The sequence below is a fragment of the Pseudomonas sp. NPDC089407 genome (genome assembly GCF_044900445.1).
Taxonomy (GTDB): domain Bacteria; phylum Pseudomonadota; class Gammaproteobacteria; order Pseudomonadales; family Pseudomonadaceae; genus Aquipseudomonas.
In genome coordinates, this window is sequence record NZ_JBJDNB010000010.1 from 18,507 (window position 1) to 36,379 (window position 17,873).

Genomic DNA, 17,873 nt, shown 5'->3' on the forward strand with positions numbered 1-17,873 from the left:
ATTGCACGGCTAATGGCCAATAGCTATAACTGAGTGCAGGGCAAGATAATCCGCAGGACGCTGACGTGACGAGATGGGTGTATGTCAAAGTGTGGCGTGCGTGCGGGGTTACTTGGCCTGCGTACAGAGGCGGTGTCCGCCTGGGCGATGGCGTTGGTTGCATTGGTGGCGGGCGGCCTGTTGACAGCCGCCCTGGCACTGGCCGCGCAAACCTTCTACAAGCAGCAGTTGCGCCAGCGCTTCGAGCTGCTGGCAAGCGAGCGCTTCAGCCGAATAGCCGAGCGCTTTGACGAACAACAGCAGCGCCTGGACGGGCTGCGGCGGTTCTTCAGCTTTTCCAACGACATTACCCCCCGCGAATTCGACGGTTACGCCCGGCCATTGCTGCAGCGTACCCTGGCCTATGCCTGGGCGCCGCGCGTCGAGGCTGCACAGCGTGCCGAGTTCGAACGCCAGGCCAGTATCCATTCCGGCCCGGGCTATGTGATTCGCGATCAGGATGAGCTTGGCCAATGGCAGCGTGCGCCGTTGCGCGACCATTATTTTCCCGTGCTGTATACCCAGTCCGGCGAATCGCCTGGGCTGCCGTATGGCCTTGACCTGGCTGGCCAGGGCGCGCCGCAGGCGGCGCTCGCGCGGGCGCTGGGGCCGGGCAGTATGGCCGTGTCCGAACCGCTGGCCATGTTCGATAGCCACTCGGGCGCGCGCGGCCTGCTGATGGTGGCGCCGGTGTTTTCCGATGCCAACCCCAACGGCGCAGCGGCGGGTTATGTATTGGCCTTGTTGAGCCTGCGGCAGCTGGTCAGCGACGGTCGTCCGGTCGCGGCGGATGACAACCTGGTGGTGCGCATTGTCGATCCGTCGGGGTTGCATGGCCCTGAAGTGATGTTCGATTCGCAGAACCCGGTCGCGCCGTTGGCGCTGGCCAGCCATCAGCTGTTGCACCTGGCCGACCACCCTTTCCAGCTGAGTATCCAGCCGAGCCTGGCCTTCGTGCAGGCCAACCGTTCTTCGGCGGTGCAGGCGGTGGGCTTGCTGGGGGGCTTGTTGAGCGTGCTGCTCAGCGTGCTGTTGTACAGCCTGTTCAGCCAGCGCCAACGTGCCTTGGCCCTGGTCGAGCAGCGTACTGCCGAACTGCAGGTCAGCGAACAGTCGCTGCGTGGCACCCACAACCAGTTGCGCAGCGTGCTGGATGCCGCGACCCAGGTGGCGATTATCGCCACCAACCTCAAAGGGGTGATCAGCACCTTCAACGCCGGCGCCGAACGCATGCTCGGTTACCCGGCCAGCGAGGCAATTGGCCAGTTGCACCTTGAACACCTGGTGCTGCCCGAAGAGCTGAACCTGCGTGCCCATGCCTTGAGCGTGCGCTTTGGACGGCCCATTGCCGGCGGCCAGGCGATGTTTGCCGAAACGGTGCAGGCGCAAGGTGCCGAGCCCGGTGAGTGGACCTTGCTGCGCGCCGATGGCAGCCAATTGGTGGCCAATATGCTGGTCACTGCCATGCTCGACGAGCAGGGGTTGTGGGTAGGTTACCTGGCCATCTGCATTGATGTTACCGAGCGGCGCCGGGTGCATGAAGCCTTGGCGGCGCGTGATCGTTTGCTGGAGAAACTCAGTGCCGAGGTGCCGGGTGGCATTTACCAGTATCGCCTGGATGCCAACGGCCATTCGTGTTTCCCGTATGCCAGCATGGGGCTGTACGACATCTACGAAGTCGACCTGCAGCAGCTGCGTAAGGATGCCACGGTGGTGTTCGAACGTATTCACCCTGATGACCTGGAGCGCGTGCGCCGCTCGGTGCGCTACTCGGCCGAGCACTTGTCGCCGTGGCGTGAGGAGTACCGGGTCTGCCTGCCGCGGGCCGGGCTGCGTTGGGTACGTGGCGAGGCAACGCCGGAAGTGGGTGAGCAGGGCTGCACGCTGTGGCACGGCTATCTGACCGACATCTCCGACCTCAAGGGGGTGGAGGAAGAGTTGCGGGCGCTGTCGGTGACCGACTCGCTGACCGGTATCCATAACCGTCGCTACTTCCAGGAGCGGCTCAAGGTCGAACTGGAGCGGGCCCAGCGCGATGGCCAGGCACTGGCGGTGATCATGCTCGACATCGACCATTTCAAGTGCATCAATGATCGCTTTGGCCATGCTGTGGGCGACCGGGTGCTGCGCAGCCTGTGCCAGCGCATCGGTCAGCGGTTGCGGCGCACCGATGTGTTCTGCCGGTTGGGCGGGGAAGAATTCATGGTGCTGTGCCCGGGCAGCGATGCCGAGCAGGCACGGCTGCTGGCGCTGGAATTGTGGCAAGGCGTGCGTAATGCGCCGGTAGACGGCGTGGGCAAGGTGACGGCGAGTTTCGGTGTGGCCGGTTGGCGGCCGGGTGAGGGTGCTGATGCCCTGCTGTTACGCGCCGATGCCGGGGTGTATGCGGCCAAGCAGGCCGGGCGGGACCGGGTTGAGGGCGAGTCGGCCTGACAGGGTGACTGTAGGGCAGCTCGGTCGGTGTAGGAGCGGCCTTGTGTCGCGATGGGCTGCGCAGCAGCCCTGGGGTTTCAGCTTCGCAGCAAGCATTGCCGGGGCTGCTGCGCAGCCCATCGCGACACAAGGCCGCTCCTACACCGACCGCGTCAGCCGGTCATGTCGTGAGGGGCGGTAAAGTCAGTTGGCTGCGGTGCTGCCGGCCAGCTTCGGCTGGCGATACAGGTCCAGCAGCACCTGGTCCAGCACCTGCGAGGCACCCCACGGTTTCGGGTCGTTGAGGATGGCCGCCACGGCCCAGGTATGGCCGTTGCTGTCGCGGCTGAAACCTGCAATCGCCCGCACGGTGTTCAGTGTGCCGGTCTTGATATGCCCTTCACCGGTCATGGCCGTGCGCTTGAGGCGCTTGCGCATGGTGCCATCCATACCCACCAGCGGCATCGAGCTCATGAACTCGGCGGCGTAGGGGCTCTTCCAGGCGGCCTGCAGCATCTCGGCCATTTCCCGGGTGCTGACCCGCTCGGCACGTGACAGGCCTGAGCCGTTTTCCATCACCAGGTGCGGCGCGGTGATGCCCTTTTTCGCCAGCCACTGGCGCACCACGCGCTGGGCAGCACGGGCATCGTCGCCATCGGCATCGGTGCGGAACTGCGCGCCCAGGCTCAGGAACAACTGCTGGGCCATGGTGTTGTTGCTGTACTTGTTGATGTCGCGGATCACTTCCACCAGGTCAGGCGAGAAGGCGCGGGCCAGCAGGCGGGCACTCTTCGGCACGTTCTCGATGCGGTCGCCACCCTGGATGGTGCCGCCCAGCTCGTTCCAGATGGCACGCACGGCACCGGCGGCGTAGGTTGGGTGGTCAAGCAACGACAGGTACGTTTGCGAGTTGCAGCCGTCACCCAACTGGCCGCTGACCGTTACGCTGATACCGTCGCCCTGGGGTACCGGGTTGTAGCGCACGTCACCGGTGCACTGTTTCGACGCCACGGCCTTGACCTGGTTGTCGATGCGGATGCTGGCAATCGGCGGCTCGACCGCGATGGTGACCTTGCCGCCATCGTTGCGGGCCACGAAGCGCAGGGCCTTGAGGTTGACCAGCAGCGAGTCGGGCTTGACCAGGAAGGGCTTGTTGACGTCGCCGCCGTCGTCGTTGAACTGCGGCAGGTTGGGTTGCACGAAATGGCTGCGGTCCAGCACCAGGTCACCCGTGACGGTGCGCACGCCATTGGCGCGCAGGTCACGCATCAGCAGCCAGAGCTTTTCCATGTTCAGCTTCGGGTCGCCGCCACCCTTGAGGTACAGGTTGCCATTGAGCACGCCGTTGCTCAGGGTGCCGTCGGTGTAGAACTCGGTTTTCCACTGGAAGGTCGGGCCAAGCAGTTCGAGGGCCGCGTAGGTGGTGACCAGCTTCATGGTCGAGGCCGGGTTCACCGAGACATCGGCATTGAACACGGTCGGGGTGCCGGGGCCGTCCAGCGGCAGCATGACCAGCGACAGCGCGGTGTCCTGCAGTTTGTTGGCCTTCAGTGCCTGCTGCACTTTGGCAGGCAGGGTGGTATTGACGGCGGCGGCGTGGCTGGGCAAGGCGAGTGGCAACAGCAGGCCGGCAAGCATGAGGGGACGAAGCGTTTTGATCATAGTGAGTAAGTACCCTGCAGCGAGGGAAAAGGGCTTTGGGGCTGTAAGAGATGATGGCCCCAAGACGTAAAGAGTACGCATTATGCCCCAAGCGTAGCGACGATGCGCCACGTTCGACGGAAAAGCATCGCCAATAAAAAAGCCACCGCGAAGGGTGGCCTTTTCATCAATCAAACCAGGCTGGGTATTACTCAGCCTTGTTGATTGGCTTTTCCGGGTACCAGGCGTCCAGCAGCGGGCTGACTTCAACCTTGGTCAGTTCGCTGCGGCCTTTGAGCCAGGCTTCAACGGCGGCGCGCTGTTCTTCGCTGACCGAGCCGCGTTTGACCGAGCACACCAGGCCGTAATCGTCACCGCCTACATAGTCCAGGCCGTTGGCGTCCATGGCGTCTGCCAGGAACGCGTCGAGGAAAGCATCGATTGCCTGGTCATCCAGATCTTCCTTGAATTCCAGGTTCAGCTCGAAGCCCAATTCCTGAAACTCGTCGACACACAGCTTCTTGCGCAGACGACGGGAGCGGTTTGTGGCCATGAAACAATCCTCTTAGGTAATAACGCCGCGCAGTCTACCAGTTAACACGCCTGGCTGCCTGCCTGAGTATCGTTGCGGGTGGCCAGTTCCTTGGCCAGGGCGCGTTCCACTCGGCACATGTGCCGTGCCAGTGCCTGGCGCCGCAGGCGCACCTGGGCGGTGGACAGGCCGCCGACCTCAAGCGCTTCGCAGGCTGCCATCAGGCAGGGCGCCTCCAGCATGCGTGCGGCACTGAGCACCTTGTGAGCCTGATCGGCAATGGCACCGCTGTCATGCTGCGGATGCAGCGCCATCAGGTGGGTCAGGTCGGCCTGCAGGCTTTGCTGCAAGGCCTGCAGGAAACGCTGGCGATCGTCCGGGTCCGGCCCGACCACTGCGGCCAGGCCATCCAGTTGGTACAGCTTGCGTCGGGGGCGCAAACGGCGGCGCGGGCGAATGCCGGCCAGGCGCTGGCTGAGGGTACTGAGGCTGATAGGCTTGAGCAGGCAGTCGTCCATCCCGGCGCTCAGGCATTTGCGGTGTACCTCCGGCTGCGCGTTGGCGGTGTAGCCGAGGATGGTGCAGCGCGGCCGCTTGCCATGCCGTTCTTCGGCGCGCACGGCAGTCGCCAGCTGGTAACCATTCATGTGCGGCATGTTGCAGTCGAGTACCAGCACATCAAAGTCGCCGGCTCGCCAGATCGCCAGGCCCTCACGGCCGTCGCGGGCGCTGGCGTGTTTCAGGCCCAGGTAGCCAAGCTGTTGCGCCATCAATTGCAGGTTGGCCGGGTGGTCATCGATCACCAGTACGCTCAGGCGTGGGTCGGGCGCGTCGAGGCGCTCGGGCAGCGGTGTGGGTTGCGCAGCCGCATCGACCCGATGCAGTGGCATTTTCATGCGTACCTGGGTACCTACATCTTCCAGGCTCTTGATCGACAGGCTGCCACCCATCATCTCGCACAGGTTGCGGCAGATAGCCAGGCCCAGCCCTGTACCTGCGCGGGCACCCGGGCTGTGCGGGTTGGCCTGGATGAACGGGTTGAACAGGCGTTGCAAGTCGTCGGCATGGATGCCAATGCCACTGTCGCGCACCTCCAGCTCCAGCACGGCGGGTGTGCTGGTACCCTCATCCAGCAGGCAGACGCAGATACGCACCTGGCCATGCTCGGTGAACTTGATGGCGTTGCTCACCAGGTTGGACAGCACCTGCTTGAACCGCAAGGGGTCGAGCAAGGCGTGGCAGCGCGCGGATGGGTCGATTGTAACCTCCAGGGCCAGGCCTTTCTGGCGTGCCTGGCCATCGAAAATGCGCCCCACCGATTCGACCAGGGCAGCCAGGTCGACCACCTCCGGGGCCAGCGACAAGTGCCCGGACTCGATGCGCACGATATCGAGAATATCGCCGATCAGGCCTAGCAGGTCCTTGGCTGAATGGTGTGCCAGCTCCAGCGCGCCAGGGTCCACCCGGCCTTGGTCGGCATGCTTTACCGCCAGTTCGAGCATGCCGATCACGGCGTTCATCGGCGTGCGGATTTCGTGGCTGATGGTGGCCAGGAAGGTGCTCTTGGCCCGGTTGGCATCGTCGGCCTGCTGTTTGGCCTGGCGCAGCTCCATGACCAGTTGGCGGCGCTCGCTGATATCGATCCAGCCACCGATGATGCCCTGCACTTCGCCGAGCGAGTCGCGATAGGGCAGGATCCAGTGGTAGATGGTCAGCTCCCGGCCCTTGATTCGCAGCGGTCGGTCTTTGATCAGCGGCGAGCCTGCGGCCATGACCTGCAGGTAGTCGGCCTGGATTTGCCGGGTCTGTTCGCAGTCGGTGAACAGGCTGGCTTCAAGCTGTTTGCCGATAACCTCTTCGGAGCGGGCCTGCACGGCTTCCAGGTAGCTGTAGTTGCAGCTTTTCAGGCAGCCTTCGCGGTCGCGTACGTACATCGGGTGGGGGGTGCCGTTGAGCAGGGCGCGCATGAATGCCAGTTGATCGTTCAGCGCGCGTTCGGCGCGCTGGCGCTGGCGAATCTGCAGCCGCAGCCGAGCGTTCCAGAGCAAAGCCAGGAGCAACAGCCCGGCTGTGCCCATCACCACTTGCAAGGCCAGGCGGCTGTAGCCCTTGGTGTTGTTGCCCTTGTGTTGGCCATACCCGCGCCAGCGGTTGTTGATTACCCCCAGCTCCTCCGGTGAAATGCTCAACAGGGCTTTGTCGAGGATCGACACCAGCGCCGACGATGCGGCGGAGGTAGCCATGGCGAAGGTGGCAGGTTCGCTGCCGACCGAAGCACGGATGACCAGTTCGCGGTTATTTGCCAACGCGTAGTTGGCATCGATCAGGGTGGTGATGACGGCATCGACCGCGCCGCTGTTGAGCAATGCCATGGCATAGAACGCGCTTTCGGTTTCAACCCAGCCGACCTGCGGATATTCACGGGACAACATGGCGTCCATTGTGCTGTAACGGGTAATGGCAACGCGATGCCCCGCCAATGCTTCCAGAGAAACTGGCGCCTTGTCGTCCTTGCGGCTGACCAGCACATAGGCGCTTTCCAGATAAGGGCGGCTGAGTTGCAAGTCGTCCTCTGCCAGCCCGGTGCTGGTCAGCGCGGTGATGACATCGGTCCGGCCATCTTTCAGGCGGGCGATCATGTCGGCGATGCCGCTGGCATGTTGCACTTCGAAACGTAAACCGGTGCGCAGGCGTATGAGTTCGAGCAGATCGGCGGTAATGCCGCGAAAATGCCCCGAACCGTCGAAGAAGGATAACGGCGCCGCCGTGTCATCGATGGCCACACGCATGACCGGATGATCCAGGAGCCATTGTTCCTCGGCTTCGCTCAGTTGCAGTTTACGGTCGCTCAGCAACAGGTCGCTGCCTGCGCTCCAGCGTTTGAAGATACTGGAGCGCATGGCCGGGGTCTGGCTGTCGAGGATGCTGTTCACCAGCTCCAACAGCAGCGTGTCTTGTTGGCGCAGGGCAAAGCCGAAGCCGACGGCCTCGTGTTTGCCGAAGTGGGTCATGCGCAGGCGTGGCAGGTGGCCGCGGTTTAGCTGGTAGTGGGTTGAAATGGTATCGCCGATGAACACGTCGGCCTGGCCAAAGGCCACGGCATTCAGGGCCTGGCTGGTGGAGCCGAACGCCAGCAGTTCGGCCTTGGGGTAGGCGCCAAGCACTTCCTGTTTGGGCAGGTAGTGATAGAGCATGGCCAGGCGCAGGCCCTTCAAGCCGGTATCCAGTGGCCGGGTCTCGTCTTCACGGGTGACCAGCACGGGCTGGTCGACAGCATAGGGGTGGGACAAGGCCAAACCGTCGCTGGCTGCTTCGTAGCCATTGGCACTGCCCAGCAAGTCGATGTCACCGAGCCTCAGCGCCTCCACCGCTGCCTCTCGACTGGAGAAACGCAGCACCCGCACCGGCAACTGCAAGGCGTTGCCGACCATGTTTGCGTATTCGGCGGTCAGACCCTGATAGTCGCGGCCACCGCTGGTGATGTCGAACGGCGGGTAGTCGGGGGCGGATGTCCCCAGCACCAGCTCATCGCGGTTTTCGAGCCATTGCCGTTGCTCGTCGGTTAACAGGTAATGGGGCGGCCCGCTCGAAGATCGAGGAAGCAGGGTGAAGGATGAGGCCTCGGGCAGGGTAGCCCGTGCCACACTGCAGAACAGCAGCAGTGCGACGAACAGGCAGGCGATAGGGCGAGCCATGACCATGCTCAGACCAGCGCGTTGCGCTTGGCCATCTCGATCAGGTCGACCAGTGTACTTACCTGAAGTTTGTGCATGAGGCGCTTCTTGTAGGTACTGACGGTCTTGCTGCTCAGGAACATGCCCTTGGCAATTTCCTTGTTGCTGCGGCCTTGAGCGAAGAGTTGCAGCACCATCAGTTCGCGGTCATTCACCTGGCGAAAAAGTTGCAAGTCGGCATCTACCGCCTGATTGTGCTTGATTGCCTGGCTGGGGAAATAGTTGTAGCCGGCCAGTACCGCCTTGATTGCACTGAGCAGCTCGCTCAGGTCTTCCTGCTTGCACACGTAGCCGGCAGCGCCCGAGTGCATGCAGCGTATGGCAAACAATGCCGGCGATTGTGCGGTCAGTACCAGAACCTTTATGGGCAGGGCCATGGCCTGAAAGCGGGCAAGTACCTCCAGCCCGTCTAGCTTGGGGATGCTGATGTCGAGAATGACCAGGTCGGGGTTGCTCTCGCGAATCATCTGCATGGCGTCCACGCCGTTGTCCGATTCGCCGACGATCTTGTAGTTCTGGTTTTCGAGCAGCATACGGACGGCCAAGCGGATGACCGGATGGTCGTCGACAATAAATATGGAGTGCATGTTCAACTTCCCTGCGGGCGACTGAGGGTGACAGCCGGCACCTTATCGCAGTTGGAAGTCGTCGGGCACGGGAGGAAGGGCTGTTAGCCGTTTATGGGAAATGGCTTACAGGATAAAACAAAACGGGCTACGAAATAGGCGTGTTTAACCCGGTGTCAAAGCGTGTTTGGTAACTTTTCATTGATTTTTATACGTGCTGTTTAGTTTGCCGTCAGTATATGTAGGAAGTTTCCTTCAATATGCGGTGCAGCGCCGGGGTAAGCCTTAATGCCAGTCAGTTAAAGGCTACGGGGGCTGCTGCGCAGCCCATCGCCGGCAAGCCAGCTCCCACACCGATTGCGCTGAACTCAAGCCATGCGCCGTACCTGTGGGAGCTGGCTTGCCGGCGATGGGGCGCAACGCGGCCCCAAATTGCTTAACTGACTGGCATTATGGCAAGCCCGGCCTGCACCGCTGCAGGTCAGGTCGGGCTGGAGCGCCCGGTCATTTCCCGGGCCATTTCGCTGGCGTAGCTGTCGGTCATGCCGGCAATGAAGTCGATCATGCGCAGGAACGCGCCGTGCAACGAGCCGTGCGGGTCTGGCGCATTGTTGCCGATCAAGTCGAGTACGCGCCGGCTCTTGAACGACGGCGTGCGCCCGCCGTGCTGTTCAAGTGCAGCGCCGCAGAAGGTGTTGAGCAGAATTTCCAGGGTGGTGTAGGCACCGATTTCGTGCAGGGTCTTGCGCTTGTCCTGGAAGATCTTGTTGCGTGCCATGTCTTTGGCCTGCAGCACGCAACGCTTGGCCGGGCCGTGCATGTGCTCGACCAGGTCACCTGCCAGCTGCCCGGCCAGCAGCGCCCGCTGCTGCTCGACGAAGGCGTGGGCGGCGGCGTTGGTCAGGTGTTCGATGGCCTTGCCCCGCAGGATGGCCAGCTTGCGCCGGCGGGAATCGCCCGGCCCGAGTTGGCGGTAGGTTTCCGGCAGGTCGTCGCCGACCAGGTCGAGCAGCAGGGCTTCGACTTCGGCGTATTGCAACAGCTCCATCTCCAGGCCATCTTCCAGGTCGATCAGTGCATAGCAGATGTCATCGGCCGCTTCCATCAGGTAAACCAGCGGGTGGCGTGCCCAACGCTGGTGCTCCAGCTGTGGCAGGCCGAGCTTGCGGGCGATCTGCTCGAGCAGCGCCAGCTCGCTCTGGTAGCTGCCGAATTTGTGCTTCTTGTAGCCGAGGGCGTCGGCGTGACGGGCGCTCCAGGGGTACTTGAGGTAAGTGCCGAGGGTGGCGTAGGTGAGCCGGGTACCGCCGTCGAACTGGTGATACTCCAGCTGAGTGAGCACACGAAAGCCCTGGGCGTTGCCTTCGAAGTTGAGGAAGTCGGCCCGCTCGTCGTCACTCATGTCATCGAGCCAGCCACGACCGGCTGCCTGCTGGAACCAGTGGCGGATGGCATCTTCGCCGGAGTGGCCGAACGGCGGGTTGCCGATGTCGTGGGCCAGGCAAGCCGACTGCACGATCATCCCCAGGTCGCTGGGGGCGCACCAGTCCGGCAGGCTGTCGCGCAGGGTTTCACCCACGCGCATGCCCAGTGAGCGACCGACGCAGCTGACTTCCAGCGAGTGAGTCAGGCGCGTGTGGATATGGTCGTTGCTGGAAACCGGGTGTACCTGAGTCTTACGCCCGAGGCGGCGAAAGGCACCGGAAAAGATGATGCGGTCATGGTCTTTGTGGAAGGGGCTGCGCCCGAGTTCATCGGCGCTGTACAGGGCTTTGCCCAGGCGTTCGCGGGTGAGCAGGGTGTGCCAGTCCAAGGCGCGGTCTCCTGTGGATCGAAGGTTATAGCTTCCGGTGTCCTGAAAGGCAGTGCAAGGGGTAAGCCTGTAATGGCCCTGTCGCCGGCAAGTCAGCTCCCACAGGTACTGCCTGGGCCATGAGGCATGCGCGGTACCTGTGGGAGCTGGCTTGCCGGCGAAAGGGCCGGTGCAGTAGGCAGAAAATGTTCAGGGGCGGCGGTTGCCTTGCAGGTACAGGCGCACCAGCGGCAGCAGGCTGCTGCCCAAGCGCACCAGCCGCGCCAGGTTGCCGCTGCGTACGCCCTTGCCGGTCAGGAAGCCCAGCGCCACCACGGCACCGATCCCCCACAGTGGCGCATGCTTGATACCCAACCCCTCGTGCAGCGAGCTGCCCATGCCGCGCACGCGGCGCAACGGCTCCAGCAGTTGCCCGGATTCATGGCGAATTTCCTGGCGGTGCATCTCCATGCGCAGACGCAGCAGCGCCTTGCGCAGCTCGCGCGGGTTACGCGTGTTTGGCAGTTCTGGCAGGCTCATGGCAATAGGCGCTCCCGGTCCTTGGCAAGTTCTTCGAGGGTGGCGCCGAACGGTGACGACTCGTCGAACACCGCCGCCTTCAGGCGCAACCCGCAATACAGCGCTGCAATGCCATAGAACACGCATAGGCCGATGATGCCGGCCAGGCGATAGCTGTCCCACAGCAATACCAGCAGCAACCCGGAAAGCGCCGTCAGCAGCAGCAGGGCGAACACCAGTGCCAGACCGGCGAACAGCAGCAGGCGCAAGGTGCGACCCTTCTGCTCCTGCAACTCGATACCGAACAGTTCGATATGGCTGTGCAGCAGCCCCAGCGCGGCCGCGCCGAGGCGCCTGCCCGAGGGGCCGGCGCCGTTGGCTTCATTCTCCATGGGAACCCCTTAGCGCCGGTTGGCCAGCAGGCCGATCAGCAGGCCGACACCCGCGGCGATGCCGATCGCCTGCCACGGGTTTTCCTGCACGTACTGCTCGGCACTGCCCAGTGCCGCCTGGCCACGGTCGCGCACCGTGTCCTGGGTCAGTTGCAAGGTTTCGCGGGCCTGGGCCAGGCGGTCGTGAATCTGTTCGCGCAATTCGTCGGCCTGGTCGCCGGCCAGGTTGGCGGTGTCAGCCAGCAGTTTCTCGGTGTCGCGCACCAAGGCCTGGAAGTCAGCCATCAATATCTCTTGAGCAGTCTTTGCCGATTTGCTGGCCATGGGTCTCTCCCTGTCGATGAATGTTGGTAGTTCGAGTGACAGCACGCGTGGAAGGTTCAAGTGCCGGTGCTGGTACCTGTGCTGGTATGGGCCTTGCTATGTCTTTGCCACGTTGCGGGGCACCACTGGCGGGTTTTGCGCCGATTCAGGGCGTCAGCGCAGCAAATACCGTTAAACCTTAACCCAATCCACGACAAACCCAAGAAAAAACCACGCAGGCCCCAGCCAGGTTATTGAAACAGGGCAGGGGCTGGCACCGATTCGGTGCAGGGATGCAGGTTCTTGAGCTGTCCTGGTGCCTTTTTCAGCAGGTCTGCCTATTTCATGGATAACATGCACAGCGCGATGGACTCCCTGGTCCACGGTTCCAACACCCTGTTCATTCTCATGGGCGCCATTCTGGTGCTGGCCATGCACGCCGGCTTCGCGTTCCTCGAAGTGGGCACCGTGCGCCACAAGAACCAGGTCAACGCCTTGTCGAAGATCCTCAGCGACTTTGCCATCTCGGCGCTGGTGTACTTCGTTATAGGCTACTGGATCGCCTATGGGGTCAACTTCTTCCAGCCTGCAGCAACGCTGGCGGCCGACCATGGCTATGCGCTGGTCAAGTGCTTCTTCCTGCTGACCTTTGCCGCAGCGATCCCGGCGATCATCTCCGGGGGTATCGCCGAGCGCGCGCGCTTCGTGCCGCAACTGTGTGCCACGGCATTGATCGTGGCGTTCATCTACCCGTTCTTCGAGGGCGTGGTGTGGAACGGCAACCTGGGCGTGCAGGCCTGGCTGCAGGCGCGCTTTGGTGCGCCGTTCCATGACTTTGCCGGCTCGGTGGTGGTGCATGCCATGGGCGGCTGGCTGGCGCTGGCGGCGGTGCTGCTGCTGGGCGCACGCCGCGGGCGTTATCGCGACGGCCGGCTGGTGGCGTTTGCGCCGTCGAGCATTCCGTTCCTGGCGCTGGGCTCGTGGATCCTGATCATCGGCTGGTTCGGCTTCAACGTCATGAGCGCCCAGACCTTGCAAGGCGTCAGCGGCCTGGTGGCGATCAACTCGCTGCTGGCCATGGTTGGCGGCACCTTGTCGGCTTTGCTGGCCGGGCGCAACGACCCGGGCTTCCTGCACAACGGCCCACTGGCCGGGCTGGTGGCGATTTGCGCCGGCTCCGACCTGATGCACCCGTTGGGTGCGCTGGCGACCGGGCTGGTGGCGGGCGCGCTGTTCGTCTGGACGTTCACCGCAGCGCAGAACCGCTGGAAGATCGACGACGTGCTGGGTGTGTGGCCATTGCATGGCCTGTGCGGTGTGTGGGGTGGGATTGCCTGCGGCATCTTTGGCCAGGTTGCGCTCGGCGGCATGGGCGGTGTCAGCCTGTTCAGCCAGTTGCTGGGCAGCCTGATGGGGGTGGTGGTGGCACTGGCCGGTGGCTTTGCCGTCTACGGTACCCTGCGCGCGGTGCATGGCCTGCGCTTGAGCCATGAGCAGGAGTTCCAGGGTGCCGACTTGTCGCTGCACCGTATTGGCGCCACCAGCCAGGATTGATCCAGGCCAGGTGCATGACGGGCGCGGTCGACCTAGAATAGGCTTCTCTGCATGCCAAACCGGGACCTGCCCCATGCTGCCTGAATGCCAACTGTTCGGCACCCTCGGCTGCCACTTGTGTGAAGTGGCCGAGGCGGTGCTGATGCCCTTCGTCGACCATGGCCTGCTGGTGGAACTGGTCGATGTCGCCGAGAGCGAGACCCTGTTCGAGCGCTACGGCCTGATCATTCCGGTGCTGCGGCGCTGCGACAACGGTGGCGAACTGCATTGGCCGTTCGATGCCGAACAGGTGGTGGCATTTCTTGGGCAATGATGGCTGCAGAGGAGTTGCAACCCTGCTCCATGGCGGTTGATGCGAGCTGATGATCAGGTGCCGGCGCACGAGTGCCGGCGTCCTTCTTCATCATCGGAACAGTTCGCCATGTTGATCACTCCCCATTTCACCTTCGCTGAAATGACCGTCTCCCAGCTCGCTGCCAGGGACGGTTTCGATAACACCCCCCCTCCCGAAGCCAAGGCCAACCTGCAGCTGCTGTGCTGTGCCCTGGAACAGGTTCGCGCATTGTTCGGTATGCCAATCATCGTCAGTAGCGGTTTTCGCAGCGAGAAGGTCAACCGGCTTATCGGCGGTTCCCCGAACAGCCAGCATGTACAAGGGCTGGCAGCAGATTTCACGGTGGTCGAAGTGAGCCCACGGGAAACCGTGCGCCGGATCCTGGAAAGTGCTGTGCCCTTTGATCAGCTGATCCTGGAGTTCGATGACTGGGTGCATTTGTCCGTGGCGCGTGGTACGCCGCGCCGGCAGGTGTTGACCATCCATAAAGGCGGCCGCTATCTGCCGGGGTTGCAATGAAGCGCATTGACGGCAACACGGGGATGTTCGTATGCTGTATATAAATACAGTGTCGAGGTAAAGCCATGCTCAACGTCGAGCAACTCAAGTACAGCGTCAACCGCATGCCTGTGGAGCGGGTGGCCGACGCCGTTCTGGAACTGCGCCTCGAAGGCCTGGTGACCGACGACTGCACGCCGTTCGGCAAGGTCCACTTCAATACCTGCTTCGCCGAGATCGAAGCCTTGTTCCAGCGTGCCGGCTACCACCGTGGGCTGGATGTGGTGGGTTACCAAGGGTTGCTCTATGCCCTGTACGACCCCGGCCGCTGGGAGCCGGTGCAAGTGCTGCGCTGGCTGAAGGCGCGCAGCGAGGCGATGGCCCAGGCTGGTTGAGTGCGCGGGCTTGGGGGATAATGCGCGGCCGTGAACGTTTCGAGCCCTGCCATGACCACACCTTTCGACCCCGCCCGCCAGCAAGCCAGCACGGTGTGCCTGCCCCCCGGCAACTGGGCGACAGTGCTCGATTGCTTGTGTGACCATTTCAAGGCCATCGACCGCGCCCAATGGCTCGACCGCTTTGCCCGTGGTCGCGTGCTGGATGCCGAAGGGCGGGCCATTGCCGCCGAGCTGCCGTACAAGCGGGGCATGCGCTTGCACTATTTCCGCGAAGTGCCAAATGAGCGGCCGATCCCCGTGCATGAGGCCGTGCTGCATGTGGACGAGCATCTGGTGGTAGCCGACAAGCCGCATTTTCTGCCAGTGACACCGACGGGTGAGTACGTTGAGCAGACCTTGCTGCGCCGGCTGATCCGCCGCCTGGATAACCCGCACCTGGTGCCGTTACATCGCATTGACCGGCACACTGCAGGGCTTGTGTTGTTTTCCGCCAACCCGCACACGCGCAGCGCCTATCAGCGGCTGTTTCCTGAGCGACGCATCGACAAGCGCTACCAGGCCATCGCTGCCGCCATGGCGCAGCATCAGTTCCCATTGGTGCACAAAAGCCGCCTGGTGCATGGCGAGCCGTTTTTCCGCATGCATGAGGTAGAAGGCGAGGCCAATAGCGAAACCCTGGCTGAGGTGTTGGAGAAGAATGGCGAGCTGTGGCGCTACGGGCTGTCGCCGGTGACCGGCAAGACCCATCAGTTGCGCGTGCACATGGCGGCCTTGGGAGCGGGGATCAGCAATGACCCGTTCTATCCGCAGTTGCTCAACGGGGAAGACGATTACCAGCGGCCGCTGAAACTGCTGGCGCAGAGCTTGCGGTTCGAGGACCCGTTGAGTGGGGAAGAGCGCTATTTCGAGAGCCGTTTGCGGCTGGATTGGTAATGCCGCCAATCAGGCTGCGCGTTTCTTGTAGGAGCGGCCTTGTGTCGCGAAAGGGCTGCGAAGCAGCCCCAGCAATTTATGCATATGCCCTGAAATCCTGGGGCTGCTTCGCAGCCCTATCGCGACACAAGGCCGCTCCTACAAAGAACGCGCAAACCTGTACTTAGCGGTTAAACCGCTCCACCAACGAATACTGGCTCCCCGCGGTGCTGGTCAGCTCTTCGCTCAGCAGCGCCGAATGCTGCGCCTGCTCGGCGGTCTGGTCGGCCAGCTGGGCGATGGTGCTGATATTGCGGCTGATCTCGTCGGCCACCGCTGTCTGCTCTTCTGTCGCGGCCGCAATCTGGGTAGCCATGTCGGTGATGTTGGCTACCGCTTCGCTGATTCCCACCAGCGCCTCGTCGGCCTGCATAACCCGATCGACACCTTCCTGCGCCTGGCGGTGGCCGGTTTCCATGGTCAATACGGCATTGCTGGCGGTTTGTTGCAGCTTGGCGATCAGGCCGTGGATCTGCCCGGTGGATTCGGCGGTGCGCTGGGCCAACTGGCGCACCTCGTCGGCCACCACGGCAAAGCCGCGGCCCATTTCACCGGCACGCGCCGCTTCGATGGCCGCGTTCAGTGCCAGCAGGTTGGTCTGGTCGGCGATGCCTTTGATCACGTCGACCACACCACCAATCTCGTCGCTGTCCTTGGCCAGTTGCGTAACCGTTTGCCCGGTTTCGCCCACCGCCGCCGACAGGCGCTCGATGGCCTCGCGGGTTTCCCCTGCAATCTGGCGGCCCTGGCTGGTCAGGCGGTTGGCTTCCTGAGTGGCGTCGGCCGTGCGCTGCACATGGTTGGCCACTTCCTGGGTGGTAGCCGCCATCTGGTTGACGGCGGCGGCGACCTGTTCGGTCTCCACCCGCTGGCGCTCCAGCCCCGAAGAGCTCTTGTGTGCCAGGGCATCGGACTGGCGCGCCTGGTCGCTGAGGTGTTCGGCACTGTCCTGCAGGCGGGTCAGGCAGGTTTTCATGCGGGCGTCCTGGCTGAGCATGGCCATTTCCAGGCGCGCCTGTACGCCACGGCTATCGGTAAACATCTGCGCGATCAGCGGGTCGGAGGTGGTCTGCTCGGCCAGGCGCAGCAGGCGCTTGAGGCCGCGCTGCTGCCAGCTCAGGCCGAGCAGGCCCAGCGGTACCGAGAGCCCGGCGGCCAAGGCAAAGCCCCACGAATGGCCCAGCCAGTTGCCAATCAGAAAGCCTACCTGGCTGATCAGGATGAATGGCAGCCAGTCCTGCAGCACCGGCAGCCATTTGTCACGGCGCGGTACCGGCGGCTTGCCCTGGTTGATGCGCTGGTACAGGGCTTCGGCGCGGCGGATCTGTTCGGCAGTGGGCTTGACACGCACAGACTCGAAGCCGACCACCTGATTGTTATCGAAGATTGGCGTGACGTACGCGTTCACCCAGTAATGGTCGCCAGACTTGCAGCGGTTCTTGACGATACCCATCCATGGCTGGCCCTGCTTGAGCGTTTGCCACATATGGGCAAACACTGCAGGCGGCACGTCGGGGTGACGTACCAGGTTGTGCGGTGCGCCAGTCAGCTCTTCGCGGGTGAAGCCACTGATATCGATGAAGGCATCGTTGCAATAGGTGATCACGCCCTTGGCGTTGGTGGTGGAGATCAACCGCTGCTGGGCAGGGAAAGTCCGTTCTCTCTGGGTAATCGGCTGGTTGTTACGCATGGGTTGATAGTCCGCAGGGCTTTCGACAGGTATCGGCAAGCCACTGGTTTTATTGAATGATTATTTAAAATGCTTGATCTGTGGCAATGAGCCATCAGTCGCTTTGGTTTAGGCGAAATGCACGTTCGAAACCGTTGGCGTCATTATTGCGGTTTTACTGCTGTTTAATGACGGGTAAGTCGGATGATGACCGAATGCATGGCAAAGAGCCAGTGCTGGGTGGTTGGGTGGGAGGGCGTTAGAGGGTTGGCGCCTGTTCGATCGAGCGCCGCCCGCGCGGCGCTTCGCGGGACAAGCCCGCTCCCACAGTCTGTTTCGGGCCAATTTCTCCTGTGCAATTACCGGTGGCCGCCTTGGTGCATGACTGGAGATCAGTGGACAACAGTTGCGTTCACCTCGATATCAAAGGGAACAAACAAGGCGGACAGTGAAGACCTCACAGGAGTGACTGGCCCGAAACAAACTGTGGGAGCGGGCTTGCCCCGCGAAGCGCCGCG

The 17,873-nt window shown here is 62.8% G+C and carries 15 protein-coding genes; 6 read left to right on the forward strand and 9 right to left on the reverse strand.

Annotated features, from left to right (window positions below; translation table 11 throughout):
• Window positions 1-81 precede the first annotated feature (81 nt).
• Window positions 82-2,472, forward strand: coding sequence for a diguanylate cyclase (locus ACI2KG_RS09925; RefSeq protein ID WP_404661751.1), 2,391 nt, complete (start codon window positions 82-84; stop codon window positions 2,470-2,472).
• Between the two features lie 183 nt (window positions 2,473-2,655).
• Here the strand turns inward: ACI2KG_RS09925 and dacB are convergent, their stop codons facing one another.
• The 8 genes from dacB to ACI2KG_RS09965 all read right to left on the reverse strand — a co-directional run bounded on the left by dacB (window position 2,656) and on the right by ACI2KG_RS09965 (window position 11,951).
• Window positions 2,656-4,113, reverse strand: a complete 1,458-nt coding sequence (gene dacB / locus ACI2KG_RS09930) for a D-alanyl-D-alanine carboxypeptidase/D-alanyl-D-alanine-endopeptidase (protein WP_400617596.1) — start codon at window positions 4,111-4,113, stop codon at window positions 2,656-2,658.
• A 187-nt stretch (window positions 4,114-4,300) separates the two neighbouring features.
• Entirely contained in the window at window positions 4,301-4,645 is a 345-nt protein-coding gene (locus ACI2KG_RS09935; RefSeq protein ID WP_201207123.1) for a YggL family protein, read from the reverse strand.
• A gap of 41 nt (window positions 4,646-4,686) precedes the next feature.
• On the reverse strand, window positions 4,687-8,319 hold the full coding sequence (locus ACI2KG_RS09940; RefSeq protein ID WP_404661752.1) for an ATP-binding protein: 3,633 nt from the start codon (window positions 8,317-8,319) through the stop codon (window positions 4,687-4,689).
• A gap of 8 nt (window positions 8,320-8,327) precedes the next feature.
• Window positions 8,328-8,945: a response regulator gene (locus ACI2KG_RS09945; RefSeq protein WP_400617594.1), complete on the reverse strand. Its 618-nt coding sequence runs from the start codon at window positions 8,943-8,945 to the stop codon at window positions 8,328-8,330.
• 460 nt (window positions 8,946-9,405) lie between these two features.
• Window positions 9,406-10,737 (reverse strand): deoxyguanosinetriphosphate triphosphohydrolase, encoded by a 1,332-nt coding sequence (locus ACI2KG_RS09950; RefSeq protein WP_404661753.1) that lies wholly within the window; start codon window positions 10,735-10,737, stop codon window positions 9,406-9,408.
• A gap of 189 nt (window positions 10,738-10,926) precedes the next feature.
• Window positions 10,927-11,256, reverse strand: a complete 330-nt coding sequence (locus tag ACI2KG_RS09955) for a hypothetical protein (protein ID WP_201207127.1) — start codon at window positions 11,254-11,256, stop codon at window positions 10,927-10,929.
• Window positions 11,253-11,627 carry a phage holin family protein gene (locus tag ACI2KG_RS09960; protein WP_201207128.1) on the reverse strand — a complete coding sequence of 125 codons (375 nt, stop codon included), beginning with the start codon at window positions 11,625-11,627 and terminating at the stop codon, window positions 11,253-11,255. Before ACI2KG_RS09960 ends, ACI2KG_RS09955 begins: the two co-directional genes overlap by 4 nt.
• A 9-nt stretch (window positions 11,628-11,636) precedes the next feature.
• Window positions 11,637-11,951: a YqjD family protein gene (locus tag ACI2KG_RS09965; protein ID WP_404661754.1), complete on the reverse strand. Its 315-nt coding sequence runs from the start codon at window positions 11,949-11,951 to the stop codon at window positions 11,637-11,639.
• A gap of 324 nt (window positions 11,952-12,275) precedes the next feature.
• On the opposite strand from ACI2KG_RS09965, the gene ACI2KG_RS09970 reads away from it, so the two are divergent.
• The 5 genes from ACI2KG_RS09970 to ACI2KG_RS09990 all read left to right on the forward strand — a co-directional run bounded on the left by ACI2KG_RS09970 (window position 12,276) and on the right by ACI2KG_RS09990 (window position 15,647).
• Window positions 12,276-13,484 (forward strand): ammonium transporter, encoded by a 1,209-nt coding sequence (locus ACI2KG_RS09970; RefSeq protein WP_404661755.1) that lies wholly within the window; start codon window positions 12,276-12,278, stop codon window positions 13,482-13,484.
• A 73-nt stretch (window positions 13,485-13,557) separates the two neighbouring features.
• Window positions 13,558-13,797: a glutaredoxin family protein gene (locus ACI2KG_RS09975; RefSeq protein WP_404661756.1), complete on the forward strand. Its 240-nt coding sequence runs from the start codon at window positions 13,558-13,560 to the stop codon at window positions 13,795-13,797.
• A gap of 108 nt (window positions 13,798-13,905) precedes the next feature.
• A complete protein-coding gene (locus tag ACI2KG_RS09980) occupies window positions 13,906-14,337 on the forward strand; it encodes a D-Ala-D-Ala carboxypeptidase family metallohydrolase (RefSeq protein WP_404661757.1) in 432 nt (143 codons plus the stop codon).
• A gap of 65 nt (window positions 14,338-14,402) precedes the next feature.
• Complete coding sequence (locus ACI2KG_RS09985) at window positions 14,403-14,711, forward strand: transcriptional regulator (RefSeq protein WP_404661758.1); 309 nt, start codon at window positions 14,403-14,405, stop codon at window positions 14,709-14,711.
• Window positions 14,712-14,762: 51 nt separating this feature from the next.
• The gene (locus tag ACI2KG_RS09990) at window positions 14,763-15,647 is read left to right on the forward strand and encodes a pseudouridine synthase (protein ID WP_404661759.1); all 885 of its coding nucleotides are present in this window, start codon (window positions 14,763-14,765) and stop codon (window positions 15,645-15,647) included.
• A 163-nt stretch (window positions 15,648-15,810) separates the two neighbouring features.
• Here ACI2KG_RS09990 and ACI2KG_RS09995 read toward each other — a convergent pair whose 3' ends face one another.
• Entirely contained in the window at window positions 15,811-17,376 is a 1,566-nt protein-coding gene (locus tag ACI2KG_RS09995; RefSeq protein ID WP_400617587.1) for a methyl-accepting chemotaxis protein, read from the reverse strand.
• Between the last annotated feature and the right edge of the window lie 497 nt (window positions 17,377-17,873).

Excerpts from the sequence above, each read along its gene's own strand:
- ACI2KG_RS09925 (WP_404661751.1), top strand. The coding sequence starts at position 82 with ATGTCAAAGTGTGGCGTGCGTGCGGGGTTACTTGGCCTGCGTACAGAG.
- dacB (WP_400617596.1), bottom strand. The coding sequence starts at position 4,113 with ATGATCAAAACGCTTCGTCCCCTCATGCTTGCCGGCCTGCTGTTGCCA.
- ACI2KG_RS09935 (WP_201207123.1), bottom strand. The coding sequence starts at position 4,645 with ATGGCCACAAACCGCTCCCGTCGTCTGCGCAAGAAGCTGTGTGTCGAC.
- ACI2KG_RS09940 (WP_404661752.1), bottom strand. The coding sequence starts at position 8,319 with ATGGCTCGCCCTATCGCCTGCCTGTTCGTCGCACTGCTGCTGTTCTGC.
- ACI2KG_RS09945 (WP_400617594.1), bottom strand. The coding sequence starts at position 8,945 with ATGCACTCCATATTTATTGTCGACGACCATCCGGTCATCCGCTTGGCC.
- ACI2KG_RS09955 (WP_201207127.1), bottom strand. The coding sequence starts at position 11,256 with ATGAGCCTGCCAGAACTGCCAAACACGCGTAACCCGCGCGAGCTGCGC.
- ACI2KG_RS09960 (WP_201207128.1), bottom strand. The coding sequence starts at position 11,627 with ATGGAGAATGAAGCCAACGGCGCCGGCCCCTCGGGCAGGCGCCTCGGC.
- ACI2KG_RS09965 (WP_404661754.1), bottom strand. The coding sequence starts at position 11,951 with ATGGCCAGCAAATCGGCAAAGACTGCTCAAGAGATATTGATGGCTGAC.
- ACI2KG_RS09970 (WP_404661755.1), top strand. The coding sequence starts at position 12,276 with ATGGATAACATGCACAGCGCGATGGACTCCCTGGTCCACGGTTCCAAC.
- ACI2KG_RS09975 (WP_404661756.1), top strand. The coding sequence starts at position 13,558 with ATGCTGCCTGAATGCCAACTGTTCGGCACCCTCGGCTGCCACTTGTGT.
- ACI2KG_RS09980 (WP_404661757.1), top strand. The coding sequence starts at position 13,906 with ATGTTGATCACTCCCCATTTCACCTTCGCTGAAATGACCGTCTCCCAG.
- ACI2KG_RS09985 (WP_404661758.1), top strand. The coding sequence starts at position 14,403 with ATGCTCAACGTCGAGCAACTCAAGTACAGCGTCAACCGCATGCCTGTG.
- ACI2KG_RS09990 (WP_404661759.1), top strand. The coding sequence starts at position 14,763 with ATGACCACACCTTTCGACCCCGCCCGCCAGCAAGCCAGCACGGTGTGC.
- ACI2KG_RS09995 (WP_400617587.1), bottom strand. The coding sequence starts at position 17,376 with ATGCGTAACAACCAGCCGATTACCCAGAGAGAACGGACTTTCCCTGCC.